The sequence below is a fragment of the Luteimonas huabeiensis HB2 genome (assembly GCF_000559025.1).
In the GTDB taxonomy this organism is placed as follows: Bacteria; Pseudomonadota; Gammaproteobacteria; order Xanthomonadales; family Xanthomonadaceae; genus Luteimonas; species Luteimonas huabeiensis.
Genome location: NZ_JAAN01000012.1, coordinates 48998 through 73619, shown reverse-complemented (window position 1 = coordinate 73619; position 24622 = coordinate 48998). Strand labels below are relative to the sequence as shown.

The 24622-nt window shown below is 64.7% G+C and carries 27 protein-coding genes; 15 read left to right on the top strand and 12 right to left on the bottom strand.

Annotated features, from left to right (window positions below; genetic code table 11):
• Nucleotides 1-100: 100 nt before the first annotated feature.
• The 6 genes from chrA to Z164_RS0103400 are packed head-to-tail and all read right to left on the bottom strand — an operon-like array spanning nt 101 to nt 4363.
• Complete coding sequence (gene chrA / locus Z164_RS0103425) at nt 101-1303, bottom strand: chromate efflux transporter (RefSeq protein ID WP_024889343.1); 1203 nt, start codon at nt 1301-1303, stop codon at nt 101-103.
• Complete coding sequence (gene arsH, locus Z164_RS0103420; protein WP_024889342.1) at nt 1303-2025, bottom strand: arsenical resistance protein ArsH; 723 nt, start codon at nt 2023-2025, stop codon at nt 1303-1305. The genes chrA and arsH overlap by 1 nt, the downstream gene beginning before the upstream one ends.
• Nucleotides 2018-2440, bottom strand: a complete 423-nt coding sequence (arsC, locus tag Z164_RS0103415) for an arsenate reductase (glutaredoxin) (protein WP_024889341.1) — start codon at nt 2438-2440, stop codon at nt 2018-2020. Before arsC ends, arsH begins: the two co-directional genes overlap by 8 nt.
• 16 nt (nt 2441-2456) lie before the next feature.
• On the bottom strand, nt 2457-3488 hold the full coding sequence (arsB, locus tag Z164_RS0103410; protein WP_425477208.1) for an ACR3 family arsenite efflux transporter: 1032 nt from the start codon (nt 3486-3488) through the stop codon (nt 2457-2459).
• Nucleotides 3489-3543: 55 nt separating this feature from the next.
• On the bottom strand, nt 3544-4032 hold the full coding sequence (locus Z164_RS0103405) for an arsenate reductase ArsC (protein WP_024889339.1): 489 nt from the start codon (nt 4030-4032) through the stop codon (nt 3544-3546).
• Nucleotides 4033-4036: 4 nt separating this feature from the next.
• Nucleotides 4037-4363, bottom strand: coding sequence for an ArsR/SmtB family transcription factor (locus tag Z164_RS0103400; RefSeq protein ID WP_043689205.1), 327 nt, complete (start codon nt 4361-4363; stop codon nt 4037-4039).
• 406 nt (nt 4364-4769) lie between these two features.
• Here Z164_RS0103400 and radC point away from each other — a divergent pair, with 406 nt between their 5' ends.
• The 5 genes from radC to Z164_RS23675 all read left to right on the top strand — a co-directional run bounded on the left by radC (nt 4770) and on the right by Z164_RS23675 (nt 9473).
• Complete coding sequence (gene radC / locus Z164_RS0103395) at nt 4770-5279, top strand: RadC family protein (RefSeq protein ID WP_024889337.1); 510 nt, start codon at nt 4770-4772, stop codon at nt 5277-5279.
• Between the two features lie 279 nt (nt 5280-5558).
• Complete coding sequence (locus Z164_RS0103390; RefSeq protein WP_024889336.1) at nt 5559-5945, top strand: hypothetical protein; 387 nt, start codon at nt 5559-5561, stop codon at nt 5943-5945.
• Between the two features lie 765 nt (nt 5946-6710).
• Nucleotides 6711-7538, top strand: coding sequence for a DUF932 domain-containing protein (locus Z164_RS0103385; RefSeq protein ID WP_024889335.1), 828 nt, complete (start codon nt 6711-6713; stop codon nt 7536-7538).
• A 79-nt stretch (nt 7539-7617) separates the two neighbouring features.
• Nucleotides 7618-8916, top strand: coding sequence for a ParB/RepB/Spo0J family partition protein (locus Z164_RS19925; protein WP_425477206.1), 1299 nt, complete (start codon nt 7618-7620; stop codon nt 8914-8916).
• Nucleotides 8859-9473 (top strand): hypothetical protein, encoded by a 615-nt coding sequence (locus tag Z164_RS23675; protein ID WP_425477205.1) that lies wholly within the window; start codon nt 8859-8861, stop codon nt 9471-9473. The genes Z164_RS19925 and Z164_RS23675 overlap by 58 nt, the downstream gene beginning before the upstream one ends.
• Nucleotides 9474-9618: 145 nt before the next feature.
• Here Z164_RS23675 and Z164_RS0103375 read toward each other — a convergent pair whose 3' ends face one another.
• From Z164_RS0103375 to Z164_RS23520, 5 genes are read right to left on the bottom strand one after another with little or no spacing between them, the layout of a single operon-like run.
• A complete protein-coding gene (locus tag Z164_RS0103375) occupies nt 9619-10839 on the bottom strand; it encodes a PD-(D/E)XK nuclease domain-containing protein (RefSeq protein ID WP_201769562.1) in 1221 nt (406 codons plus the stop codon).
• The gene (locus Z164_RS0103370) at nt 10764-12956 is read right to left on the bottom strand and encodes an argonaute/piwi family protein (protein ID WP_024889333.1); all 2193 of its coding nucleotides are present in this window, start codon (nt 12954-12956) and stop codon (nt 10764-10766) included. The genes Z164_RS0103375 and Z164_RS0103370 overlap by 76 nt, the downstream gene beginning before the upstream one ends.
• 12 nt (nt 12957-12968) lie before the next feature.
• Complete coding sequence (locus Z164_RS0103365) at nt 12969-13706, bottom strand: PaeR7I family type II restriction endonuclease (protein WP_024889332.1); 738 nt, start codon at nt 13704-13706, stop codon at nt 12969-12971.
• A 3-nt stretch (nt 13707-13709) separates the two neighbouring features.
• Nucleotides 13710-15458 (bottom strand): Eco57I restriction-modification methylase domain-containing protein, encoded by a 1749-nt coding sequence (locus Z164_RS0103360; protein ID WP_201769561.1) that lies wholly within the window; start codon nt 15456-15458, stop codon nt 13710-13712.
• Nucleotides 15455-15655, bottom strand: a complete 201-nt coding sequence (locus Z164_RS23520) for a ribbon-helix-helix domain-containing protein (protein WP_079761927.1) — start codon at nt 15653-15655, stop codon at nt 15455-15457. The genes Z164_RS0103360 and Z164_RS23520 overlap by 4 nt, the downstream gene beginning before the upstream one ends.
• 636 nt (nt 15656-16291) lie before the next feature.
• Here Z164_RS23520 and Z164_RS0103355 point away from each other — a divergent pair.
• Complete coding sequence (locus Z164_RS0103355) at nt 16292-16606, top strand: DUF736 domain-containing protein (protein ID WP_024889330.1); 315 nt, start codon at nt 16292-16294, stop codon at nt 16604-16606.
• A 63-nt stretch (nt 16607-16669) separates the two neighbouring features.
• Here the strand turns inward: Z164_RS0103355 and Z164_RS0103350 are convergent, their stop codons facing one another.
• Complete coding sequence (locus Z164_RS0103350) at nt 16670-16975, bottom strand: helix-turn-helix domain-containing protein (protein WP_024889329.1); 306 nt, start codon at nt 16973-16975, stop codon at nt 16670-16672.
• 240 nt (nt 16976-17215) lie between these two features.
• On the opposite strand from Z164_RS0103350, the gene Z164_RS0103345 reads away from it, so the two are divergent.
• The 9 genes from Z164_RS0103345 to Z164_RS0103305 all read left to right on the top strand — a co-directional run bounded on the left by Z164_RS0103345 (nt 17216) and on the right by Z164_RS0103305 (nt 24604).
• Nucleotides 17216-17566: a DUF2958 domain-containing protein gene (locus tag Z164_RS0103345; RefSeq protein WP_024889328.1), complete on the top strand. Its 351-nt coding sequence runs from the start codon at nt 17216-17218 to the stop codon at nt 17564-17566.
• A 309-nt stretch (nt 17567-17875) separates the two neighbouring features.
• Nucleotides 17876-18631 carry a DUF2285 domain-containing protein gene (locus Z164_RS21675; RefSeq protein WP_081770043.1) on the top strand — a complete coding sequence of 252 codons (756 nt, stop codon included), beginning with the start codon at nt 17876-17878 and terminating at the stop codon, nt 18629-18631.
• Between the two features lie 83 nt (nt 18632-18714).
• Nucleotides 18715-18996 carry a helix-turn-helix transcriptional regulator gene (locus tag Z164_RS0103335; protein WP_003107109.1) on the top strand — a complete coding sequence of 94 codons (282 nt, stop codon included), beginning with the start codon at nt 18715-18717 and terminating at the stop codon, nt 18994-18996.
• A gap of 26 nt (nt 18997-19022) precedes the next feature.
• A complete protein-coding gene (locus Z164_RS0103330) occupies nt 19023-19880 on the top strand; it encodes a replication initiator protein A (protein WP_024889326.1) in 858 nt (285 codons plus the stop codon).
• 253 nt (nt 19881-20133) lie between these two features.
• On the top strand, nt 20134-20772 hold the full coding sequence (parA, locus tag Z164_RS0103325; RefSeq protein WP_024889325.1) for a ParA family partition ATPase: 639 nt from the start codon (nt 20134-20136) through the stop codon (nt 20770-20772).
• Nucleotides 20769-21053 carry a hypothetical protein gene (locus Z164_RS0103320; protein WP_024889324.1) on the top strand — a complete coding sequence of 95 codons (285 nt, stop codon included), beginning with the start codon at nt 20769-20771 and terminating at the stop codon, nt 21051-21053. Before parA ends, Z164_RS0103320 begins: the two co-directional genes overlap by 4 nt.
• A complete protein-coding gene (locus Z164_RS0103315) occupies nt 21050-21595 on the top strand; it encodes a DUF2840 domain-containing protein (protein ID WP_024889323.1) in 546 nt (181 codons plus the stop codon). Before Z164_RS0103320 ends, Z164_RS0103315 begins: the two co-directional genes overlap by 4 nt.
• Nucleotides 21592-22179, top strand: a complete 588-nt coding sequence (locus Z164_RS0103310; protein WP_024889322.1) for a S26 family signal peptidase — start codon at nt 21592-21594, stop codon at nt 22177-22179. The genes Z164_RS0103315 and Z164_RS0103310 overlap by 4 nt, the downstream gene beginning before the upstream one ends.
• Before the next feature lie 448 nt (nt 22180-22627).
• On the top strand, nt 22628-24604 hold the full coding sequence (locus Z164_RS0103305) for a relaxase/mobilization nuclease domain-containing protein (protein WP_024889321.1): 1977 nt from the start codon (nt 22628-22630) through the stop codon (nt 24602-24604).
• Nucleotides 24605-24622: the final 18 nt, after the last annotated feature.

The following is a 24622-nucleotide window of genomic DNA, read 5'->3' as shown; positions in this document are numbered from 1 at the left end:
TTCGTGCCGAATCACAGCTACCCGGTCTGCCTACCCGCATGCGCCTGATGCTCACCACACCCAAGTACATGACGCAGCAGCCCCCTGATTCTGCGCAGGATCAGGCAGACAGGATTTGCCCCGCTACGGCGGCCAGCACGACCACCAGCACCGGCGGCAAGCGTCCATAGACCAGCAGACCGAAGGCGGCCAAGGCCAGAGCGAAATCGGTGCGTCCGTGGATGGCGCTCGTCCATACCGGGTCGTAGAGCGCGGACAGCAGGATGCCGACCACGCCCGCGTTAATGCCCGCCATTGCAGCTTGGATGCCGTGGCGGTGGCGCAGCCGCTGCCAGAACGGTAGCGTGCCGATCAGCACGAGGAAGGCCGGCACGAAGATCACGACCAGCAGCACCAGCCCACCAATCCAGCCGTGCAAGGGCCAGTCGGCCACCGTGCCGAGATAGGCCGTGAAGGTGAACAGCGGCCCCGGTACGGCCTGCGCGGCACCGTAGCCGGCCAGGAAATCGGCATTGCCGACTGCGCCGGTCGAGTCGGTCGCTGCTTGCAACAGCGGCAACACAACATGGCCGCCACCGAACACCAGCGCGCCGGCGCGGAAGAAGCCGTCGATCAGCGCAGCCATCGTCGAGCCGCTGGGCGCCGCCCACAGCGGCAGACCGAGCAGCAACGCGGCCAGCAAGCCCAACGCCATCGAGCCAGTACGCCGCGACACCGCATATGAGGTCAGATGCGCTGCCGGAAGCGGCGGCAGTTGCAGCCACCAGCAGCCGATCAGGCCCGTCATGGCGATGGCCACGACTTGCATCCAGGCAGACGGCAGCAGTAGCGTCAGCAACGCTGCCAGGATCGCCAGCGCGGCGCGGGTCCGGTCGGGGCACAACGTTTTCGCCATGCCCCACACCGCTTGCGCCACCACGGCGACGGCCACAACCTTCAAGCCATGCACCCAGCCGGCTTCGGCGAGCCCGTGGTATTCGGAGATGCCGTAGGCGAACAGGATCAGCGCGAACGCCGAGGGCAGCGTGAATCCGACCCAAGCCGCCAGTGCACCCCACCCACCAGCACGGCCCAAGCCAAGCGCCATGCCGACCTGGCTGCTGGCCGGCCCCGGCAGGAACTGGCACAGCGCGACCAGATCGGCGTAGCTGCGATCATCCAGCCAGCGGCGGCGCTCGACGAACTCCGTGCGGAAGTAGCCCAAGTGCGCGATCGGCCCGCCGAAGGAGGTCAGCCCCAGCCGCAGGAACACCAGAAAAACGCGCCAGGCGCTGTCGCGCTCTGCGATGGCCGGCTCTGGCATCAAATCGACCCCTGTTTCATGCGCTTGGACAACGCCTCGGCGCTTTCCTTGCGCTCGCTGTACCGATCCACCAGATACGGGGCCGCGTCGCGCGTGAGCAGCGTGAACTTCATCAGTTCTTCCATCACGTCCACCACGCGGTCGTAGTAGGCCGAGGGCTTCATGCGTCCGGTCTCGTCGAACTCCTGGTACGCCTTGGCGACCGAGGACTGGTTCGGGATGGTCAGCATCCGCATCCAGCGGCCCAGCACGCGCATCTGGTTGACGGCGTTGAATGACTGCGAGCCGCCCGATACCTGCATCACCGCCAGCGTCTTGCCCTGGGTCGGGCGCACCGCGCCGACCGACAGCGGAATCCAGTCGATTTGGGTCTTCATCAGGCCGGTCATCGCGCCGTGGCGCTCCGGCGAACTCCACACCATGCCCTCGGCCCATTGCACCAGTTCGTGCAGTTCCTTGACCTTCGGGTGATCGCCCGGCGCATCGTCCACCAGAGGCAGCGCGGACGGATTGAACAATCGGGTCTCGCCGCCCAGCGCCCGCAGGATGCGTGCGGCTTCTTCGGCTGCGAGGCGGCTGAACGAGCGTTCGCGCAGCGAACCATAGAGCAGCAGGAAGCGCGGCGCGTGCGTGGCCCGTGCCGGCGCGAACAGGTGTTCGGTGTCCGGTTGCTGGAACAGCGCCGTGTCGATGTTCGGCAGGTCGAGACGGGATTCAGACACGGCGGCCGTCCTGATCGACCACCGGCTCGCCGTCTTCCTTGTTGAACGCGCCGCGCTGCGGCTGCGGCAGCAGATCGAGCACGGCTTCCGAGGGCCGACACAGTTTCGTGCCCAGCGGCGTGACCACGATTGGCCGGTTGATGAGAATGGGATGCTGGAGCATGAAACCGATCAGGTCGTCATCGCTCCACTTCGGATTGCCCAGTTCAAGTTCGGCATAGGGTGTGCCTTTCTCGCGCAGCACAGCGCGCACCGGCACGCCCATTGCGGCGATCAACGCCTGGAGCGTGTCGCGGTCGGGCGGCGTTTTCAGGTACTCGATGATGGTCGGTTCTTCGCCGCTGTTGCGGATCAGTCCGAGCACGTTGCGCGAGGTGCCGCAGGCGGGGTTGTGGTAGATCGTGATGGTGCTCATGGGATGACCTTGAAGATTATGAAGCGATCGCGCGGCGTTCGTACCAGCCACGCGAGCGGTTAACAACGCGCACCACCAGCAGCATCACCGGCACCTCGATGAGCACGCCGACCACTGTTGCGAGTGCTGCGCCGGAATGGAAGCCGAATAGGCTGATGGCGGCAGCCACGGCCAGCTCGAAGAAATTGGATGCGCCGATCAGTGCCGAGGGGCCGGCGATGCTGTGCTTCTCGCCTACCTTGCGGTTGAGCCAGTACGCCAGCCCGGAGTTGAAGAACACTTGGATCAGAATGGGTACAGCCAGCATGGCAATCACCAGCGGTTGACGCAGGATGGCTTCGCCCTGGAACGCGAACAGCAACACCAGCGTCAGCAGCAGCGCCGCGATCGACAACGGGCCGATGCGTTCCAGTGTCCGATCGAACACGGCTTGGCCCCGGCGCAGCAGCGCACGACGCCAGAGCTGCGCGAGGATGACCGGGATGACGATGTAGAGCACCACCGATACCAGCAGCGTGTCCCACGGCACCGTAATGGCCGACAGGCCCAGCAGCAGGCCGACGATCGGCGCGAAGGCAAACACCATGATGGTGTCGTTCAAGGCCACCTGTGAGAGCGTGAACACCGGATCGCCGCCGGTCAGCCGGCTCCAGACGAACACCATTGCGGTACATGGGGCAGCGGCCAGCAGGATCAGGCCGGCGATATAGCTGTCGAGCTGGTCATCCGGCAGCCAGTCGGCAAAGACCTGACGAATGAAGATCCACGCCAGCAGCGCCATCGAGAACGGCTTGACCGCCCAGTTCACGAACAACGTGACGCCGATGCCGCGCCAGTGCTGCTTGACCTGGCCGAGCGCGCCGAAGTCCACTTTCAGTAGCATCGGCACGATCATCACCCAGATCAGCGCGCCGACCGGCAGGTTGACCTGGGCGATCTCCATGCGGCCGATGGCCTGGAACACCCCCGGCGCGAACTGGCCGAGCGCGATGCCGGCAACGATGCACACCGCCACCCACACCGTCAGGTAACGCTCGAAGCCGCTCATGGCGGAGGTTGCCGGCGCGGGGCCGGCGGTATCGGTTGCGGTCATCGGGTGAGCCTCACTGGCGGCCAATGTCGCGCAGCTCGCGCTGCAACGACATGGCATCGAGACGCTGCAATGGCAGCGACAGGAACAGCTCGATGCGCCGACGCAGCGTGATCGCCGCATCGAAGAACGCTTTGCGCTGCTGCTCATCGGTGCCTTCGACCGCGGCCGGATCAGGCACGCCCCAATGGGCCGACACGGGCTTGCCCGGCCACAGCGGACACGCCTCGCCGGCGGCGTTGTCACAGACGGTGAAGATGAAGTCGAACACCGGCGCGTCGGGCTTCACGAACTCGTCCCAGCTCTTGCTGCGGTAGCCGCTTGTCGGCAGGCGCAGCCGCTCCAGCGTGGCAAGCGCCAGCGGGTGCACCTCGCCCTTTGGGTGACTGCCGGCGGAATAGGCATGGAAGCGACCTTGGCCTAGCTCGTTGAGCAAGCCTTCGGCAAGGATGGAGCGGGCAGAGTTGCCCGTGCAGATGAACAAGGCGTTGTAGGTGGTCATGGCGTCAGCAGTCGCAGGGGGTGGTCGTGTCGGAAACCTCGCAGACACCGCCTTGGCAGCAGTGCTCGGTCATGTAGCCGAGCAAACCGTTCATCCGGGCGAAGTCGGCGCGGTAGATCAGATTGCGGCCCTGCTGCTCGATGGTGACGAGGCCGGCATGGGCCAATTCCTTCAAGTGGAAGGACAGGGAGTTACGGGCCACGGCGAGCTGGTCGGCAAGGACGCTGGGCGTCAGTCCTTCGGGGCCGGCGACCACCAGGGCGCGGAATACGCGCAGCCGCTGGGTGTGAGCCAAGGCGCCGAGGGCGGAAACGGCTTGATCTTCATTCATGATTCGATAATACAACATTTATTGAATCAATGTGCAAGCGAGTAACACACAGAGGCTCATGGCGTCCCGGCGTGCCGCCGTCGTGCTGTCGTGCTGCGCATCGAGCCTCGCTGCGCGAGTCTTGCCCCATCCGGGCTTCCATCGTTCCCTCGCCTTGCTCGGCTGACGCCTCCGGCCCGGCTCGTTGATCCGGGCCTGCGCGCTCCGCTTGCCGAATGCGGGCATGTGTGGGCGGGGTTAGACGGTCTTGCTGTTCCCTTTCACCCTACCACGGCGTTCTCGCCGTAAAGGGCTGCGCGTGCTCGCACGCTTGCGGCCGTGGCCGTCTTCGCCCCTGTGACGGCTTGCGCTGCGCCGTGCTGGCGACGGTTCCGGGCAATTCCGCCCGAGCAACCGGAGCACGATCATGTCGCAACTGTCCATTCCTTCCTTCGATTCCCCGCTGATGCTGCGTGACTCGCACGGGCGCTACCGTCAGGCATCGGCCGACCAGATTCTCGAAGCCGCGCGCCAGGTCATTGACCAGAAGATGCAGCGCGGTGACGAGTTCACTTCGCCGGCGGCGGTCAAGGACTACTTGCGCGCCAAGCTGGCCGGTTTCGAGCACGAAGTCTTCGCGGTGCTGTTCCTCGATACGCGCCATCGGCTGATCGACTATGCCGAGATGTTCCGCGGCACGATCGACAGCGCGGAGGTTCATCCGCGCGAAGTGGTCAAGGAGGCGCTGCGGCTCAACGCGGCGGCGGTCATCATTTCGCACAATCACCCGAGCGGGAACCCCGAGCCGAGCGCGGCCGACAGGGCAATGACCTCGCAGCTTCGGCAGGCGTTGGCGCTGGTGGACGTTCGCACGTTGGATCACATCATCGTGGCGGGCGGCACCACCACGTCTTTCGCCGAACGTGGCTTGATCTGATCGAGGGGGCTTCGGCCCCCTTTTTGCTGCGCCCGGTGGCGCAGCTCCGCCCCTCGCGGGACTGCGCGTGCTGCGCACTTGCCAAAGGCAGGTGTGGGTGTGTCTCGTTGGGGGCGGTCCTGCTGTGTCCCTCCACCGTATCACGGCGTTCTCGCCGTCAAAGGCTGCACGCGCCTTGCGCGCTTGCGTCCTGGCGGCCGTCTGCGACCCCTGACTGCTTGCGCTGCGCCGTGCTGACGACGGTTCCGGGCAATTCCGCCCGAGCAACCGGAGATCGTCATGAACGACAAATCGCACGTTTCGCTTGAACAACACGTTTGCCTTGTCTGCGGTACTCGCTTCGACACCGGCGCCATCCTGCTGGATCGCCGCCTGCGCGCGAGCATGGAGCGCCACACGGCAACCGGCTGGGGCTTGTGCCCCGAACATCAGAAGCTGTCCGACGATGGCTTTGTCGCCCTGGTCGAGTGTGACCCGCAGCGCAGCGGCTCGCCAGCGGGCGGTGGCCGCGTGAAGCCCGAACAGGCGTACCGGACGGGCCGCCTGGCGCACCTCAAGCGCGAAGCCTTCGCACAGGTGTTCAACGTGCCGATCGCGGCCGACCAACCGTGCGTCTTCGTCGAACCCGGCGTAATCGAGCAGTTGCAGACGATGACGGCGACCTGATCGCACCTAGTGCCATCCGGTGCGCTGCCCTGCGGGGCGGCGCACCTTTTTTCTGCTGCGCCCTGGTGCCAATGACTTCGCGCCTGCGGCGCTGCGCGCTGGCGCTTGCACTCCAGGGGAAGTGCCAGCGGCACATCCCCGCCGCGCTTCGCTTGGCGCCCCTGCAACACCGCCGCCCCGGCTGCGCCGGCGCGGCAATACCGATGCCGCAAAGGCTGCTTGTCCACCACAGTAGATCCGCGCTGCATCTCCACGACTGCATGGGCGTCCCCGGCCAAGAAACATGGCCGGTCGCGCTGTCGTGCTTCGCATCGAGCCGCCTGCGGCGTCTCGCCCCCTTCGGGCTTCCATCGTTCCCTCGCTCCGCTCGGCTGACGCCTACGGCCCGGCTTCCAGCTTCGGGCCTGCGCGCTTGCGCTTGCCGTGCGGTTCAGCACACAGGGACGGCCGTTGCCATGTCCAGCCGTCTTTCCTGACTCCATCACCTTGTCCGCGACTGTAGCCCGTGTCCGCGTGCCATCAAGGCGCGCCAGGCCGTGTCCTCGGCTGCGCCTGCGGGCCGCACCTACCTGCCGCTTTCCTCCTTGACGGCCCACGTCCGTGGGCTCCTGACCGTCGCGGGCGATGAACTCAGGAAAGACGGTGGCAACAGGGCCAACCGGGTTCCTCGTGCCAACCGCACCGAACAGCCGAAAGGCTGGGCTCCGAATCTAGGAATCCGGTGTGCGGTTTGAACAGCAAACCCTTTTCGTCAGGAGAAATGCAATGCAACTCGCATCCCGATTCGCTTCCCGTTCCCCGTCGCTGCGCAGCGATTACCCGCTGTCCGACGATCAAATCCGCAAGGTCGCGCCATCCATCTTCGCGGACGCCCCGCATGAAAGCCGTTCCGAGCGGTACGCCTATATCCCGACCGCCGCCGTGCTGGCGGAACTGCGCAAGGAAGGGTTTGAACCCTTCATGGCCGCGCAAACCCGCGTGCGCCACGACGACCGCCGCGACTACACCAAACACATGCTGCGCCTGCGCCACGCCAGCCAGATCAACGGCGCGGAAGCCAATGAAATCGTCCTGCTGAACTCGCATGACGGCACCAGCAGCTATCAGATGCTGGCCGGGATGTTCCGGTTCGTGTGCAGCAATGGCCTTGTCTGCGGCGACACCGTGGCCGATGTTCGCGTACCCCACAAAGGCGACGTGGCCGGTTCCGTCATCGAAGGCGCTTACGAAGTCTTGCGCGGCTTCAACCGCGTGCAGGAATCCCGCGATTCCATGCGCGCCATCACCTTGAACGATGGCGAATCCGAAGTGTTCGCCCGCGCCGCGCTGGCCCTCAAATACGACGACCCCGACAAGCCCGCGCCCGTCACGGAATCGCAAATCCTGATGCCGCGCCGCTTCGACGACCGCCGCCCGGACTTGTGGAGCGTGTTCAACCGCACGCAAGAGAACCTGACCCAAGGCGGCCTGCGCGGGCGCAGCGCCAACGGACGCCGCCAGCAAACCCGCCCGGTGCAGGGCATCGACCAAAACATCCGCCTCAATCGTGCGCTTTGGCTGCTGGCCGATGGCATGCGCCAGTTGAAAGCCTGAATCCCCACGCGGCAGGGGCAGGCAGCAGCCCTTGCCGCTTCTCTCGCTGCTGCATCCCTAACCGCAAGGAGTTATCACCATGAACGCCGTTACCCAAATCGAAACCCGCGCCATCGAAACCGCCGCGCCGCTGGAAGTGGCCGACCCGACCAAGAACCTGATTTTGGTTCCGCTCTCGCAGTTGCTGCCGCGCCGCTCCAAGCGCAACGCACGCAAGACCCCGCGCCTGTCCATTCCCGAACTGGCCGCGAGCATCGCCCGCATCGGTCTGCTGCAAAACCTCGTTGTCATCCTGTCCGCCGATGGTGAGCAATACGAAGTGGTGGCCGGCGACCGCCGACTGACCGCATTGAAGCTGCTGGCGAAGAAGAAGCGCATCGCCGCCGACTTTGAGGTGCCTTGCCTGCTGGTGCCGGACGCTTCGGCCCGTACCGTCAGCCTCGCGGAAAACCTGCTGCGCGAGCAGATGCACCCGGCCGACCAGTTCGAGGCGTTCGCCGCGCTGGTCAAGGAAGGCCGCCCCATCGAAGACATTGCCGCCGACTTCGGCGTGACCCCGCTGGTGGTGCAGCGCCGTCTCAAACTCGCCGACGTCTCGCCGCGCCTGCTGGCCGACTACCGGGACGGAGCCGTCACGCTGGAACAGTTGATGGCCCTGACCATCACCGACGACCACGCCGCGCAGGAAAGCGCGTTCTACGGTGCGCCCGAATGGCAGCGTGGCGCATCCACGCTGCGCGAACGCCTGACCGAACGCGAAATCGACGCCACGCATCCGCTGGTGCGCTTCGCCGGGCTGGACGCCTACACGCAGGCAGGCGGCGGCATCCGCCGCGACCTGTTCGCGGAAGGCGATGCCGGAACCTACCTGACCGATGCCGCGCTGCTGGAAACGCTGGTGCGCGGCAAGCTGGATGCGCTGGCCGATGGCATCCGCGCCGAGGGTTGGGCGTGGGTGGAAGCCGTGCCGCACATGAGCTATGCCGAGCGGCAGGCGTTCCAGAACGCACCGCGCCAGCGCCGCGAACCGAAGACCGAAGCGCTGGAACCGTGCCGCGAACAGGTTGCCGGGGAACTGCAAGCCGTGGAGGAAGCCTTGCAGGGCTACGCCCCGGACGTGCGCGCCGTGGCCGGTGCCATCGTCACCCTCGACCGCAGCGGCGAAGCCGTGATTCATCGCGGGCTGCTGCGCGAGGCAGAAGCCAAGGCGCTGCGCACGCTGGAACGCTTGCGGCAGGGTTTCGGCAGCGCGGAAGGCGAAGCCGGGAACGACGACGAAGGCGAGGACGCCGAGCAGCCCAAGGCCCGCTGGTGCATGGCATGGTGCAGAGCATCTTGCAGGACAACCACTACGGCCACGACTTGCCGCTGGGCGTGAGCCTGAAAGTGCAAGACCGGCTGGAAGGCATGGCCCCCGACTGGCCCGAATCGCCCGCCGCCGTCGCCCTGCGCGAGTTGCAGCAGGTCGCGGGCGAAGCGCTGCCGCAGGACAGCGCCGAACTGTTCGCCGCGCTGCTGGCGATGGAGCAAGGCGAACTGGTGCGGCTGCTGGCGGTATGCGTGGCGGCGACCGTGGACGTGGTGACGCCTCGCGCCACGGCGCACCAGCCGGGCGCGGAACTGGCGCAGGCCGTGGGGCTGGACATGGCCGCATGGTGGCGGCCCACCGCAGACGGGTATTTCCAGCATGTGCCGAAGGCCGCGATTCTGGAAGCCGTGGGCGCGTTCGCACCGTCGCACGCTGCCCGGCTGGCGAAGTTGAAGAAGGCCGACATTGCCAGCGAGGCGGAACGGCTGGCCGATGGTACGGGCTGGATGCCCGCCATCTTCAAGACCGAAGGCCCGGAAGCTGCGCCGCAGGAAACGCAGGAGCAGGACGCCCCGGAGGATGACGAGGCAATGGCGGATGAACCCGCCGAGGCGCTGGCCGCGTGATTCCGTAACATGGCCCCGGCGCACCAAGCTGGGGCCTTTCTGCACCTCAAAAAAAGCGGCAGCAATTTTGCTGCACACATTTCACAAAGATCAAAGCAAACGTGTCGAAGCTCGCGACCCCGTGTCGTCAAGAACCTGAATTTCGCTAGTTCATAGTTGAGGGCGCGTTAGTTACTACACACCCATCAATTCCGTCGATCTTTAAGACACCTTCCTTGAATTTGGCATGTTCTTGTGTCGCGCGCGTGCAGTCCCACAGGATACTGACGATCCGTGCGTCCTTGTATTTCGCGTCGGCGCGATAAAGCGAAGCGTCTTCGGCAATCTCGCCGATAAGCGCTTGGAAGGACTTCTTCACGTCCTTCCGGTATTTGACCTCAATGATCGTGTGGAGCGAGGGCAGGTAAAGATCAATGCGCGGATTCTTCTGTCCGACGGGCTGGAGGTTCACTTCGTCTGCGATGTCATTGAAGATCGGTCCGAGCAGGAAATAGAGAAGATTCTGGACGTGGTATTCGTTCTCTACCGGCCACTTGACGGGCTCCGCGCCCCTGGTGCGGCCTGCATCCTCCCACGTCCATCGTTTGAGGCCAACAGGGATATGCTCCAGAAACTCCAAGAGATCATCGAGACTCCAGCCTTTTGGCGGCACGGCAGCCACGTCCTGATTAACTTGGTCGAAAACGTAAACCATCAAACTCAAGAGCGCCGTTGATGCGCCGCCTTGCGCCTGCGCCCGGAACTCGCCCATGAAACGGCCGATCAGGGCCATGCGGTTCTGGTGATCGTCGATCCGCCGTATCGTCCGGTAGTGAAGAAAGAGCGGTACGCACGCGCCGGCATAGATGGAGGATTCGCCGCTGAGGACATACGCCGCGATATCTTTCTCGAAGAGATTGAGATGGTCACCGCCCGCCTGCTGCGCAAGGAAACCGGATATCCAATTCTCGAACTCGCGGGCGATACGCGCATCGTTCATTCGACCGACCAGCCATTTCACGGCCATGACACCGAATACGTCCGAGACCCATGGGCGCGGCGTGGAGTCGATCTTTGCGGCCTGCCCGAGCAGGCGCGATACATCCGGGCTGGAGACGGTTTCGTTCAGAACGCCGAGGCCCGAAATCGCGCAGCGGTGATACAAGGAGAGCGCCGGAAAGTCGAAGGATGATGGGGCGTCCTTCGACAATCCTAAGAAATGCAGAAAGCAGGCTTTGAACGGATCAGCGTGCGCACTCTCAACAACCTTGCGGTGCAGGTGTTCGCGCAACTGGTACGCATTGTCTTTTTCTACAGAAACCATTGGGATTGCCCGATCTTCCCGATCATCACCGAGTCGTTCCAGCCCGGAAGCTGGTTGAGCCATCCGAGATTCCGGGCAATCAGGTCGGAATAGCTGATCGTCACCGGCATGGGATTCGGGAAATAGCTGCGCCAGGAATGCGAGGCGAAGCTGTAGAGCTGCGCGCTCAGATACTTTATGTCCTTGAAAGTCGAGTCCTTATGAACATCAAGGATCACGCCGCGCGGATGCCCGTCCGTGTCCTGCCGCAATTCGCGCTGGCCGATCAGATAGACCAACATTTCATGCTTGGAGAGTTTGAAAGTTTTCCCGCGTGGGGGAGCGAGCCGCCCCTTCTGCACGCCCGCCGTCGCGGAGTCGAACATATGCAGCCCGTGATCTTCCGAGATTTTCACGAAGGCATACTCGATTTGATATTCGCGGTACTTGTCGATCACGGCGCGTACGGCTGCGATCTCATCTTTGTTGAATTTCTTGACCTGCGCGTGAAAGATCAGGCGGATCGTGTCGCCTTTCTGCCAGTTCATGCGCTTCTGGATTTTCTCGATGGTTTCACCGAGCACCGAGGTCAGCGCATCGCAGTAGGCGTCCGGCACGACGGCCTTGGATGTGTTCGAGACGATGTAGCTGCCGTCGCCGGAGAAGACAGTGGTGATGCCCATGATCCGCTGGTTATCGGCCCCGCGCTCCTGCCCGATGTTCGCGCTGCCGATGCCGATGACGAGTTCATGGGAAAGCGTCGGCGAGGATTTGAGCAGCCACGGAACGCCGCCCATCTTGGCGTAGCAGGCCAGCGCCATATTATTGAGCGAGTAGCCGAGCGAGTAATCGGATTGCGATAGAAGCTCAATGGTGAAGTCCTGTACCGGAACCTGATGCAGGAAGAAGAGGCTCTTGCCGAGATAGTACGGATTCTCCGTGACCTTGAGCTTCTTGAAGGACTGCCGGACTTGAACGAGCGCCAAGTCCCACCGCCCGCCGTCATCCGCTTTCTTCCGGACCGCGGTTTCGATGGCGTTCTTATACGCCTCCACGCTGTCGGTCGCCGTCGCGAACACTTCGACGCGGCTCGTTCCGAGTGTGAACTTGCCTTCAAGGCCGTTGCTGAAATACTTGCTGTTCGAGATGCCTTTGAGAAGCTTGCGGACGAACTGCTCGACGCGACCCTTGTCATGCTGAGCGCAGATCACACAGATCGAGGGATCGTTTCTATCGAAGGTTCGCTTCGTATAGGGGCCGCTCTGGGTCAGGCCCTTTTCGGCCCAATCCGCTTCGCCGTTGTCGTTGAAGACGAACACCGGCTTCTGCATCTGCCCGCAATCCTTCTGAATGTTGGGCGAATCTTCGATCTCGATGCGAGTTCCGTCGATCAGAGTAATGCTCTTCGACTGGATGTACTTCTTGAGCGTGTCGATGCGCGCTTTCTTGTTCTCACCGCCATTAAAGATGGAGACGGATTGCCGGATACCCTCGACGATGGCGTCTTTCTTCGTGTCGTGCGTATGCAGGATGTAGGCATCGAAGTTCTCGCGGCTGGCCTCCAGATAAACGTCTTTCGCCTCGGCCTGAACGACCTCGCCGTCAGGCCGCGTGATGAAGAGCGTTTCGCCCTTGCGGGCGTTCACCGAGCCCAAGAGCTTCCTGTATCCGTCCTCCTGCTGCGTGACCACGTAACGGCCCGTGAGATCGAACCCGGCATTGAGGAAGAACAGGCCATTCTCCTTGACCACCCTGCGCGTTGTGCAATCAATGACAAGGCACGGCTGGCCCAGAACGGTGCGCGTGTCGATGGCGTATTTAGCGCAGACCTTGAAGGGGTAAGCATCGCCCAGAATCGGAACCAGAAGATTGTCTTCTGGCCTGGCGCTTACCAGTTCGATTGGGTTGAAGCCGGAGGGATTGCGGCCCAGACCCGCAAAGTGCCGCGTCAGACCGTCCTTCACCAGCGAAAAGAAGATGCCGAAATTGTCCTTGAGTGCGATAGCCTGCTGGGTGCCGGACACGGGGAAGGTGCCGTCTCCCGAGAAGATCAGGATATTGTCGCCCTGCCGGCGGAACGAGTGGGTCGATCCGTGCGTCGCGCGAAAGCCATCCAGCGTCTCCTTGTCATAGGGGACTTGGCGGGCTTCAAGCTCCAGTTCTGGAGTTTTGAGAGGGAAAGCGTTTAGGACGATAGGCAAGGTGCATCCCTCTTAGGTCCGCGACGCTTCGGCTGCGACGTGCCCAGCGAACTCCGTTACGAAGGTGCGCAGCCCCGTCATTTCGGAAAGCTCCGCATAGTCGCCGGTCGTAGCAGCGGTGCGCGGTGATGTCAGGATGCACGCTACCGTGTAAAGCTGCTCCTGCATCAGCTTTCGGCAAAGGACGTTGTAGCGCTGAGCGTAGGACGCATCCCTGAAGTCCGGGAAGACCGGGAAGTGCGGCGACGTGTCCCGAACCGGCGTGGCAGATTTCGGGCAATCCTCCAGCAGCATCAGCCAGCCAATAAAGGGCTTGGTCTGTTCGCCGAACGCGCCTTCGCGGTAAGCCGTCCACAAATCATGGGCTGTACCGATGGCTTCTTCAGTGCGATTGTTGAAGTTGTTGCCGAAGGATGGCCCGACCTGACTCTTGAACTCGAAGGCCGCGATGAGACGGCCTTGATTCAGGACGAGCAAGTCCCAGAGTTTTGTCGGCCGGAAATATCCCGGCAGTGTGAGGACGCGACGTTCCAAATGGAGTTGTGCATGAGCAAGGCCGTTGGCGCGCACTATGTCTTTTATCAGCGCGACGAATCCATCCATGTTCTTGCCACCGGTGACACTGGCGCGCTCGCCCTGATCGACGACCCCAGCTTCGACTTGCTTCTGCCGCGCCTTCTCTCGATTTCCCCAGAACGCCATAACAGCATCCCGTGCTTTCGTTTCATAGTCCGCTAGATCAAGCGCCATAACTTAGTCCCCGTCTCCGCCGAGCGCCGCCTTTTCCTGGCGGCTCAATCCGTACAGTTGAAATGTTGCCGCATTGCAGGCCGCGAGGTCGCGCACGTCGGCTGCGTTGATAAGCGCAGTCTTGAGGGCCTGCGGCACATCGCTCCAGCGCGGCAGACGCAGGCGGCGCAGATACTGCGCTTGAAAGCGCAGGAAGCCGCCATGCATCTTGGTTGAATATGTTGCGATAAACAGCCGGGTCACGGACGAAAGGAGGACGGCTTGCAACGCCTTCAAGTCCCACTGGCTCGCCGTGATGTAGTAGAGATTGTGATGAGGGTAGAGCTTGCCTTCCTCAAAAACGATGTGGGCCTGCCCCTTGATGTCGGGGATCAGGAGCTTCGGCGTTTCGGCAATGGACGGTGTGATTCGGTCGATGGTGCGATACCAGTTGGCAGGCACTTTCTGCGCGCAATGCCGCCCGGCGATCTGCTCCTTCCGCAACTCCAGATAGCGTTTGAGCAGCGGATAGCGCGCGAGATCGACAAGCTTGCCATCATCGGCGAACGGGTTAATGACGCCCAGGCCGCGCCACTTCACGGTGCCGTCCGCAATGTCCTTCGTCATCGCGAGTGGCAGCTTGCGGTCCTCTTCGACAGTGAGTTCGTCCATCAGCCCGATGAAGGCTTTATCCGCTCCGGTCGCAACGCCGATTCCGACTTTGCAGCCCGTATCCTCGAGAAGAGGAAAGGTTGCCTCAAGACGCCGGATGATGACCATCTGATCGGATGAATCGAGAATCCACGGCTCCGCGCCGCTCGCCACACCGGCAATCAACTGCACGGCACTACCCTTTTCAGGGCGGTGCGATGAAGTCAGATCCAACGCAAGCGCGTGTAACGCCTTGGCCTCCACGGGCGGACGATGGGCGATCCGCGTGCTTGTGCCGCGCTCACGCGCAATGACGGTGATGGCCGGATAGGCGATCACCTCTGAATGAAAGGCCGGCGTATCGACCATATCGACGTAGACTTTCAGATGGAACTGCTCGGAAACGAGGTTCCTAAGTGGCCCGCCATAGCGGTTCTTCATCCAGCGGTCCGCACAGATGAATCCGAGAACGCCACCATTCGTCAGCGACCGCAGCGACCGTTCGATAAACGGGATGTAGAGATCGGCGCGGTCGTAGATCGTTGTGTAGCGCGAGCGGTATTCTGTCAGCAGGACATCGGGAACCCGTTCCTGCCGCACATAAGGGGGGTTGCCGATCACGACATCGAAGGGGTCGGGAAGATCAGCCAGCAGGAAATCGTCATTGACCAGCCACGCATCGGCCAGCGCGATGGATTGCGAAGCCGTCAAGCCGCTTCGGGACAGCAAGTCGATGACCTGGCCGCGCGTTTGCGTGAAGGTCTCCCGATGAAGCTCGACCGCACGAATAGCGCCTGCCAGAGCCTTCACGGGGATACGCGGATCATTCGAGGTGTTCCACGCTGCAAGAAGCCGCTCGATAGCCGGCAGCAGGAAGTCCCCGCCGCCAAACGACGGTTCAAGGAGCTTGAGTTTGTGTAGCGGACGGTCGGCCCTATACCCGCAGAGATCGAGGAGGAACTCGACGATTTCGCGGCGTGTAAATACGGCACCGCGCGCTTTGATGCCGGCGTCGGTTGCAAGTACTTCGACAGCCTGCGTGACCGGGCAAAGTCCCGGCAAGGACGACTGCCGGGCGGCAAGTCCCCTGGCACTCTGCTGGGCAACTAGCACGGAACTCATTGTGGCTTCCCCAGCAGCGGCCACTGTTCCGCGACATACCGTTCCGTAGCATCGCGTACGACCCACGCGACAGAGACTTTCTTGCTCCGGGCGAGGGCTTCGAGCATTTCGTATAGCTCGGGAGGAAAGGTCACGGACGCCCTCGGAGCCGAATCACGCTTGGGCTTTGAGGTAGCAATGTCTTTTGTTGCTGGCATGGCCTAAACACTGTCGGATAGATGATGCACCACTTTACACCAAGGTGGTGCACGACTCCAATTGGTCAGTCGTGCCCGTACACCACCATGGGGGACGGAGTGCTGGCGAACACGCTGGCGCTCGCTGCGACAGGTTGTGCAGGTGCGTGCCGTCCTCAACGCTGGTGATTCCTGCCCATCACGTCACGAAGGACGGTTCACGGACAACCCGCCCGGCATCGCTATGGAGCTTCCACGCCACGCCTCAAGAGCGGCGCCGCAAGGTGCGGCGGGGGCGTTCTCGCCTGTCGTCGGGTGGTTGACCTGGCCCGCGTCAGTGGGCGAGCCGCAGAAGCCTTCGTGCGGGGATGCCGAGCCGGCCCCATCTCCTTTCGGAGCGGTTCGACCCAAGGCGTCCTTGTCTCGTTGTGAATCCTGGCGAGGGCGCGGCTGCGCCTCGGGCTTATGGCTACAACCGTCCGGCGAAAACAATTTCCCCGCCGCTGCGCGGCTTCCTCGCGCAGCAAATTCTTTTCGCCTCCCGGCTCTCCACTGCGTTGCGACCGCAAGCGGTGCAGCCAGCCCGTCCCCCGCCGGCCGGATCACAACAAGGACGCGATGGGCGCGAACCTTGTTCAACCGAAAGGAGAAAACATCATGGCCAACATCGGCACCTTCACCACCGACAAAGACGGCTTCACCGGCACGCTTCGCACCCTGACGCTCAACGTCAAGGTCAAGCTGGTTCCCAACGACAAGGGCGACACCGAGAACGCCCCGGACTTCCGCCTTCAGGCGGCCGGCCACGACATCGGCGCGGCGTGGAAGAAGACCAGCGAGGCCGGGCGCGACTACCTGTCCGTGACCCTCGACGATCCTTCGTTCCCGGCGACGGTCTATGCCCGCCTGATCGAGAACGAGGACGGTACGCACGACCTGATCTGGTCGCGCAGCAAGCCCAAGGCGGCGTGACCGCCGCAGCGCCCCGCCCATTGCGGCGGGGCGCTGTGCTGCTGTTCGCAGCACATCACCGCATCACGCGCGCGGCTTCGCCGCATCGCGTTCGCTCAACACCGCCTCCAGCTCCCGGCGCACCTGCGCCAGCAGCTCGTCGGCCTTGCGCGGGTTGTCGCCCGCAAAGGCCAGCGTCAGCAGCGTGAGCGGGTGGATCTCCATCACCTCGCACAGCTCGGTCAACTTGTGCAGGGTCGGGCTTTTCAGGTCGCGCTCCAGGGTACTCATATAGGTACGGCTGGACACGTCAGAGAAGGCTTCCTGGCTCAAGCCACGCGCCTTCCTGACTGTCTTCAACGCCTTCGCCAATGAGTTCCCAGCCGCCACCTATGGTTTTCCTCGAAAAACCAAGATGACAGCCCATTGCGCCCTATAGGGCTACAATCTATAGTGTTCATTTGGTGTTCTACGTTTTTATGCCTTTACGGAAATCCGCATCGGCAGGTTCCGGCAAAGTCACGGAACCGCATCCGTGCTTGCGCACGAAGGCGTAAATCCGGTTTGGCGGTTCTGCGCTTTGGCGTGAAACCGCATTCGTGCATCATTGGATTTGTGGGATTGCCGACCATGCCGCAGCCACTCGCCACCGCCCCGGAGCGCGCGCAACTGCTCGCCAACGGCGAGGCCCGTGCCGCTGGCCGGGCCATCGACCCGGTGCCCGTGGTGCGGCTGTTCACGCCGGACGCGCATGTGACCTGGCTGCTGGCTGCGCTCGATCCCGCCGATGGCGATACCGCCTGGGGTCTCATCGACCTGGGAATCGGGATGCCGGCGCAGGGAACCGTCAAGCTGTCCGAGCTGGCCGGCATCGTCGGGCCGCGCCAGCAGCCCGTGCTGCGCGACCGCTATTTCCACCCCACGCGCACGCTGTCGGAGTACACCCGGCTGGCCGAGCGCGACGGCGCAATCCCGGACTGAATACGGCCGACTGTGACTTTTTCAGTCTGGCGTCATACCGGGCAGGTCTTAATCAGCATTCTTGCGGCGTAGCCCGACCAGTCTGATCCAAATAGACATGATGCCCAGCACGGGCTGCGGCAGGCTGGCCTGTGCAGCACTCCAAGTTCGGGGCGCTGCCGCCGCATCATTGAGACGAATATCGCAACACATCGGAGCCAATCGGTCTTGACAACCCCATTCGCCTTTTTAACCCATGACGCTCTGACGATGGCGATGTAGCGCGTAGTTCTTCCGTGGCGGCGAGTCCTGTTCGCAGGAGGAGGCGTCATGGTCAATCCTCATCACCTCGCGCATTGGTATCCGACTGCCGCATACCTGTATGTCTTTTGGCTGGATGCGCTCGCGCTCGCTTGGGAGTATTTGCGCAGGCATCCCGACTACCGGCTCGACTGGCTTCGCCGTCATCGCGGGCCAGACACGGCGCATCGCTGGGGTTTGCGCCTACTGGAAGACCCGGCGCTCGATGCGCGCGACGCGCATCCGGCCTGGCTGCCCGGCCATGCCGCCGTGGTGCAGCTCTACCCCGATGCCGATCCGCCACAGGATGCGGCGACCTTCGCGTTCTGGCGCATCCCCGGTCACAAGCAACTGCTCCATGACGGCAGAGGGCTGGCGCTGATCGCACGCAGCCCAGGTCATTGCCTGCGCTTCACGCTCGCGCCCGGCCTGGAAGACGGCATGGCCGTGGCCTATGCCCACCGCGGCGACGCTGCCGCGCCTGCTCATGTGCTCCACGCGGCACTGGCAGCCGCCAAGCCCAGGCCGACACCTACCGCGCTGCTGGAACTGCACAGCTTGCAGGCGCTCGACGCGACCCTGGCGGGCGCGTCCTTACGTGAAGTCGCGGAAGGACTGTTCGGCGTAGATGCCGCAGCCGATTGGTACAGCGATGGCGGGCTGCGCTCCAAGGTGCGCCGCCTAGTGCATCGCGGCGATGCGTTGATGCGCGGCGGCTACCGCCGGTTAGCACAGCTTCCGCCGCTTGAGAAGGGTCGTTTTGATGTGGACGCAAAACGGCCCTGATCCAAAACCCCTCGCTTCTTGAGACTGCCTCCATCCGGTCGCGCTGTGTGGCCGGGCGCTTTCAACCGATGGAGGTTCACACCATGCGTCCCGCTCCCTTGCGGCCTGCCGCCACTGTCTCGACCGCTGCCGCGCAGCCCCAACGCTATCTCACCAACGACGAAGCCGCCGAGTACCTGCGCCTGTCGCCGCGCACGCTGGAAAAGCAGCGCGTGATCGGCGGCGGCCCGCGCTTTCGCAAGTTCGGCCGCCGCGTCATGTACGCCGTGGCCGACCTCGACGCCTGGGCCGCCGACCGCAGTTTCGAGACGACTTCCGATCCCGAATACGCCGAGCACCACTCGGCCGACAGCCGTGCGCGCTGATCGGCGGCGCGCGGCAGGCCATCGCTATGTCCAGCATCGCGCTGCCGTCCCGGCAGCGGCCGTTGCAGGAGCGCGAACAGCTCGACCTGTTCCGCGCCTTGCCCGGCGACATGGCACCGCGCGACAGCCAGGATTTGATGGCCTATCCGTTCTTCTCGCTCGCCAAGTCCAAGCGGGTCAAGCCCATCGACTTCCGCGCGGGCAACGTGACGATCCGCGTGGAAGGCACGCAGGAACATGGCATCGCCACGATTTGGGATGCAGACGTGCTGATATGGGCGGCCTCGCAGATCGTGGAGGCAAAGGACGCAGGCCTGCGGCCGTCGCGGCTGATGCGCGCCACGCCCTACGAGATCCTGCGCTTCATCGGGCGCGGCAAGTCGCTGCGCGACTACCAGCGCCTCAAGGCCGCGTTGGATCGCCTCCAATCGACCACGGTGGCCACGTCCATCCGCGAGACGACCGGGCGGCGCCTGCACCGCTTCTCGTGGATCAACGAATGGAAGGAACTGGCCGACGCCCGCGGCACGCCGCTGGGCATCGAGCTGATCCTGCCGGACTGGTTCTTTGCCGGCGTGCTCGACGCCGCCCTGGTGCTGACCATCGACCCGGCGTACTTCCGGCTCACTGGGGGCATCGAGCGGTGGCTGTACCGCCTGGTGCGCAAGCACGGCGGCAAGCAGGCATACGGTTGGCAGTTCGACTTTCGCTACCTGCACCGGAAATCGGGCAGTACCGCGAAGCCCTACGACTTCGCCTGCGACCTGCGCGCGCTTGTAGCGCGGCAGTCGCTGCCCGGCTACGTCCTGGGCATCGAGCGGATGCCGGACAACGGCATGGAGCTGCTGACCTTCCGGCCCGTGCCGCATACGGCACGGGGATAACTCCGGGAAAGCCTGTGGATGGCGTCGTGCTATCAGGCGTGCGGGGTATCGTGCTATCAGGCGTGGGCCTATCGTGCTATCAGGCGTGCCGATCGGCCGCAAATCCGCGCCAGCATTGGGTTTGCGCGCGCTCTAACTTCCCTAACTTAATTTCTCTAACTTTTAGTAGAAGCGCCGCGCCACGGTGGACAACCGCCACGCGGCCGCAAGCGCAGGAGCAAAAGCCCGGCTTTCCAACACGGAGGGCCAGGCCATGATCGTTGCGCTGCTCAACCAGAAAGGCGGCGTCGGCAAAACCACGCTCGCCACGCACATCGCCGGCGAGCTGGCCTTGAGGGGCCAGCACGTCATCCTGCTGGACGCCGACCCACAGGGTTCATCGCTGGACTGGACACAGCGCAGAAGCCAGCAAGGCTTGCCACGGCTATTCAGCGCCGTGGGCCTCGCACGCGAAACGCTGCACCAAGAGGCACCAGAACTCGCCAGGCGGGCCGATCACGTCGTCATCGACGGCCCGCCGCGCATCGCCGCCTTGGCGCGCTCCGCGCTGCTGGCGGCCGAGCGCGTGCTGATCCCCGTGCAGCCGAGTCCCTACGACCTGTGGGCCAGCGCCGAGATGGTGGCGCTGATCCGCGAGGCGCAGGTGTTCCGGCCGCTGCTCGCCGCAGCCTTCGTCATCAACCGGCGCGTCAGCACCACCGTGATCGGGCGCGAAGCGCGTCAGGCGCTCGCCGACCAGCCGCTTCCCGCGCTGCGCGCGGAAGTGCATCAGCGCATCGTGTTCGCCGACAGCGTGGCCGCTGGTCGGCTGGCCCGCGAGACGGCGCCGGACAGCGCCGCCGCCCGTGAAGTCACCGCCCTGGTCGATGAACTGCTGCGGTGGCCGACATGACTGCGAAGCCGCCACCGAACAACAAACGCACGGCCAAGCGTGTCGGCATTGGCGCGCGTCCGCCTGCGAATCCGCACGCCGAGGCGTGGATTCGCCAGGGCGACGCCGATGCGCTGGGCAAGGGCGACCTGTACACGGCTCGCCTGACCCTCGACATCACGCCCGCGATGCGGGCTCGCATCAAGGTTTCGGCCTTCACGCAAGGCGTGACCGTGGCCGACCTGCTGCGCGGTCTGTTGGAGCGGGAGTTTCCCGAGCAAAGCAGGGAGAACACCCCATGATTGCATCCACTTCGCCTGCCCCCGCGCCTGTTGCCTTCGCGGCCACGGCTGCGCTCGCAGCACCTTCCGGCCAGCCTGCCTGCGCGCCACTGACGCGCGTGGCGCTGACCTACATCGAACCGCGCTTCAAGCTCTACCTGCGCTTCGGCGAACCCGCGCGCACGCTTAAGCTCGACCGCTGGCGGCGCTGCGCGGTGTTCCTGCCGGGTGCCATGTTCTGCCGCATCCGCTGGCAGGCCAACGACTACGGCATGATCCGCTGGCAGCTCATGGTGATGCAGGCTTGCACGACGCTCGATGCGGCGCAGCGCATCCCCGGCGTGCAGCCGGGCGCGCGCTTGCTACTCCACGCCGAAGGGGAGAACCAAGTGCGCGCCGTGCTGGAGCGCATCGACGCCATCGAGGCGCTGGGCATCGCGCCCGTCAGCGTCTCGCCGGCGTACTGGCGCACGCTCGCCAACCGGCTCGCTGCCCGCCTGCCGCTGCCCGAATACACCGCCGAGCGGCACGCCGCCTGGCTGACTGCGAGGGCACTGCCATGACCGCCGTTTCCACTGCCGGCACCGCGCCGCGTCCTCGCTCGCGCCTGCGCGCTCGCCTCGTGCTGGCGGGCCTGTCCGCCTGCGGCCTGGCTGCGCTGGCCTGGGCGTCCTTCGTGCATCCGCTGCCGCGCTTGATCTACAACCCGTCCGACAGTGTGGCGGTCGGCTGGTATCGCGTCGATCCGCTGGGCCACGATACCGGCTCGCTGCCACGTCCTCTGTCCGTGGGCAGCATCGTTCTGACCACGCTGCCGCCAGACGCTGCCACGCTGGCCGCGCAGCGCGGCTACCTGCCGGCGCGCGTGCCGCTGCTCAAGCGCGTGGGCGCCGTTGCACCGCAGGAGGTGTGCATCACCGGTCGCATCGTCCGCATCGACGGCGTGCCTTCGGCCGCCGTGCTACCCGCCGACCGCTGGGCCCGGCCGCTGCCATCCTGGCAGCAATGCCGTCACCTTGAACCCGCCGAACTGTTCCTCTTGAGTGTGACCAACCCGGCATCGTTCGACAGCCGGTATTTCGGGCCGGTCAGCAGGTCCGCCGTGATCGGCGTCGCGCATCCGGTCTGGCTGGAATCCCGCCCATGATGGCCGCCGACTCGCTGCACGCTGCCGTGCATCTCATCGTGTCATCGGGTGTGTCGTGCTGCTGGCCGTCGCCGTGTCGTCGCGCGTGCAGTGCGAGCGCATCCGCGCTGCACTTCGCGCTGCCTTCGGCGCAGCCGTCCAACGTGCAGGCGTCTTGCCTCGAACGCGCCCGGCCTGTGGCCGTATTCGCGTTCGCCGACCCGCTGGCTGCTCACGCAGCAGCGCCGCCGGGCCGCCGCTGCCCGGAGCGCCAGCGAGGGGCAAAGGCGGAAGGCAAGACAAAAGTACGCGGCACCGGGCCGCGTCGAAAGCCAGTCTGCACATGGGGATTGCGCGGCACGGAGCGGCTTCGCCGCCGTGCCGCTTGTGGCGCGAAGCCCGCGCCGATGCGGGCATGTCTGCGTGCTTCGCACGACCGGACACGCCAGAGCTTGCAAGGAACGCGGCCATGACCGACCGCCGCGACGATGATTTCCGCATCCACCCCAGCGCCCCGAAGAACCGGGGCCAGGGCTTCGTTTCCAAGGTGCTCAAGCAGGCGGGCAAGGCCAGCGGCGGCAAGTCCACGGTGCGCCGTCCTGGCGGCAGCGGCAAGGGCGCCGGCCAGCGGCCCGGCTCGCGCTTGGGGCGCGGCCACACGGCGGCGCGCTTCGCCGGGGCGAAACTCACGCCCATGTCGCGGCGCGTGACCATCAAGACGCTGCTGGTCAACCAGCAGCGGGCCAGTCCGCAGTCGCTCGCCAAGCACCTGCGCTACGTTGAGCGCGATGGTGTGGGCCGTGATGGTGAGCCGGGCCGGGCCTATGGGCCGCAGACCGATGCCGCCGATCTGGATGCTTTCAAGGAGCGCTGCGCCGATGACCGGCACCATTTCCGCTTCATCCTCTCGCCCGAGGATGGCGCGGAACTGGAAGACCTGCGCACCTACACGCGGCACCTGATGGGCCGCATGGAGGCCGACCTGGGCACGGGCCTCGATTGGGTGGCCGTCAACCACTGGAACACCGACAACCCACACACGCACATCGTCGTGCGCGGGCGCGACGACACCGGCAAAGACCTCATCATCGCCGGCGACTACATCGCCGACGGCTTCCGCTATCGCGCCGCCGAACTGGCGACCGAATGGCTGGGGCCGCGCACCGAGCTGGAGATCCAGCAGACCTTGACGCGCGAGGTGGATCAGGAGCGGTGGACGAGCCTCGACCGCGCGCTGCAACGTGAGGCCGGCGAGGATGGCCGGGTACATGTCGAACGGCTCAACGAACCCCGGCTGCAACGCCAGCGCCTGCTGCTTATCGGCCGGCTGCAACGCTTGCAGCGCCTGGGCCTGGCCGACGAGATGCAGCCCGGCACCTGGGCCGTCCATGCCGATGCGGAAAAAACCCTGCGCGCCCTGGGCGAGCGTGGCGACATCATCCGCACCATGCAGCGGGCCATGCGCGGCGAGCCACGCGAGCTGGCGGTGTTCGAGCCGGGCGACGATGGCCGCACTATCGTCGGCCGCGTGGTCGCGAAGGGGCTGGCCGACGAGTTGCGCGACCGGGGCTATCTGGTCATCGACGGGGTGGACGGCAAGGCCCACTACGTCGCGCTCAACGCCCGCGACGAGCTGGCGAACTATCCCACCGGCGCCGTGGTGGAAGTGAAAGGATCGGCCGACGTGCGCGCAGCCGACAAGAACATCGCCGCGCTGGCGAGCGATGGCCTGTACCGCACCGACCATCACCTGGCCATAGCGCAGGGTCAGGCCGTATCTGGCCGCGATCCGCAGGAAGTCGTCGCGGCCCACGTCCGCCGCCTCGAAGCCCTGCGCCGGGCCGGCATCGTGGAGCGCGTCGCCGAGGGGCTATGGAAGGTGCCGGGCGACCTGACCGAACAGGGCCGCCAGTACGACGCCCAGCGCCTGGGCGGGGTGGCGGTAGAACTGAAATCGCACCTGCCGATCGAGCGGCAGGCGCGGGTGATCGGCGCGACCTGGCTGGATCAGCAGTTGATCGGCGGCGGCAAGGGGCTGGGCGACCTGGGCTTTGGCCGCGAGGTCAAGAACACCTTGCGGCAGCGTGCCGACTTCTTGGCCGAACAGGGGCTGGCCGACCGGCGCGGGCAGCGCGTGATCCTGGCGGGCAACCTGCTGGGCACGCTACGCAATCGGGAACTGGCGCAGGCCGCCAAGGACATTGCCGCTGAAACCGGGTTGGAGCATCGCCCGCCGGCAGACGGTCAGCGCGTAGTCGGCATCTACCGCCGCTCCGTCATGCTCGCCAGCGGGCGTTACGCCATGCTCGATGACGGCGTGGGGTTCAGTCTTGTCCCTTGGAAGCCGGTGATCGAACAGCGGCTGGGACAGCAGCTCGCCGCGACGGTGCGCGGCGGTGGCGTGTCGTGGGAGATTGGGAGACAGAGGGGGCCGACGATTTCCTGAACTTCATTCAGTTGACCG

What these genes read in the sequence shown, in the direction of transcription:
- chrA (WP_024889343.1), bottom strand. Translation starts at nt 1,303, where the DNA reads ATGCCAGAGCCGGCCATCGCAGAGCGCGACAGCGCCTGGCGCGTTTTT.
- arsC (WP_024889341.1), bottom strand. Translation starts at nt 2,440, where the DNA reads ATGAGCACCATCACGATCTACCACAACCCCGCCTGCGGCACCTCGCGC.
- arsB (WP_425477208.1), bottom strand. Translation starts at nt 3,488, where the DNA reads ATGAGCGGCTTCGAGCGTTACCTGACGGTGTGGGTGGCGGTGTGCATC.
- Z164_RS0103405 (WP_024889339.1), bottom strand. Translation starts at nt 4,032, where the DNA reads ATGACCACCTACAACGCCTTGTTCATCTGCACGGGCAACTCTGCCCGC.
- Z164_RS0103400 (WP_043689205.1), bottom strand. Translation starts at nt 4,363, where the DNA reads ATGAATGAAGATCAAGCCGTTTCCGCCCTCGGCGCCTTGGCTCACACC.
- radC (WP_024889337.1), top strand. Translation starts at nt 4,770, where the DNA reads ATGTCGCAACTGTCCATTCCTTCCTTCGATTCCCCGCTGATGCTGCGT.
- Z164_RS0103390 (WP_024889336.1), top strand. Translation starts at nt 5,559, where the DNA reads ATGAACGACAAATCGCACGTTTCGCTTGAACAACACGTTTGCCTTGTC.
- Z164_RS0103385 (WP_024889335.1), top strand. Translation starts at nt 6,711, where the DNA reads ATGCAACTCGCATCCCGATTCGCTTCCCGTTCCCCGTCGCTGCGCAGC.
- Z164_RS19925 (WP_425477206.1), top strand. Translation starts at nt 7,618, where the DNA reads ATGAACGCCGTTACCCAAATCGAAACCCGCGCCATCGAAACCGCCGCG.
- Z164_RS23675 (WP_425477205.1), top strand. Translation starts at nt 8,859, where the DNA reads ATGGTGCAGAGCATCTTGCAGGACAACCACTACGGCCACGACTTGCCG.
- Z164_RS0103375 (WP_201769562.1), bottom strand. Translation starts at nt 10,839, where the DNA reads ATGGCTCAACCAGCTTCCGGGCTGGAACGACTCGGTGATGATCGGGAA.
- Z164_RS0103365 (WP_024889332.1), bottom strand. Translation starts at nt 13,706, where the DNA reads ATGGCGCTTGATCTAGCGGACTATGAAACGAAAGCACGGGATGCTGTT.
- Z164_RS0103360 (WP_201769561.1), bottom strand. Translation starts at nt 15,458, where the DNA reads ATGAGTTCCGTGCTAGTTGCCCAGCAGAGTGCCAGGGGACTTGCCGCC.
- Z164_RS23520 (WP_079761927.1), bottom strand. Translation starts at nt 15,655, where the DNA reads ATGCCAGCAACAAAAGACATTGCTACCTCAAAGCCCAAGCGTGATTCG.
- Z164_RS0103355 (WP_024889330.1), top strand. Translation starts at nt 16,292, where the DNA reads ATGGCCAACATCGGCACCTTCACCACCGACAAAGACGGCTTCACCGGC.
- Z164_RS0103345 (WP_024889328.1), top strand. Translation starts at nt 17,216, where the DNA reads ATGCCGCAGCCACTCGCCACCGCCCCGGAGCGCGCGCAACTGCTCGCC.
- Z164_RS21675 (WP_081770043.1), top strand. Translation starts at nt 17,876, where the DNA reads ATGGTCAATCCTCATCACCTCGCGCATTGGTATCCGACTGCCGCATAC.
- Z164_RS0103335 (WP_003107109.1), top strand. Translation starts at nt 18,715, where the DNA reads ATGCGTCCCGCTCCCTTGCGGCCTGCCGCCACTGTCTCGACCGCTGCC.
- Z164_RS0103330 (WP_024889326.1), top strand. Translation starts at nt 19,023, where the DNA reads ATGTCCAGCATCGCGCTGCCGTCCCGGCAGCGGCCGTTGCAGGAGCGC.
- parA (WP_024889325.1), top strand. Translation starts at nt 20,134, where the DNA reads ATGATCGTTGCGCTGCTCAACCAGAAAGGCGGCGTCGGCAAAACCACG.
- Z164_RS0103320 (WP_024889324.1), top strand. Translation starts at nt 20,769, where the DNA reads ATGACTGCGAAGCCGCCACCGAACAACAAACGCACGGCCAAGCGTGTC.
- Z164_RS0103315 (WP_024889323.1), top strand. Translation starts at nt 21,050, where the DNA reads ATGATTGCATCCACTTCGCCTGCCCCCGCGCCTGTTGCCTTCGCGGCC.
- Z164_RS0103310 (WP_024889322.1), top strand. Translation starts at nt 21,592, where the DNA reads ATGACCGCCGTTTCCACTGCCGGCACCGCGCCGCGTCCTCGCTCGCGC.
- Z164_RS0103305 (WP_024889321.1), top strand. Translation starts at nt 22,628, where the DNA reads ATGACCGACCGCCGCGACGATGATTTCCGCATCCACCCCAGCGCCCCG.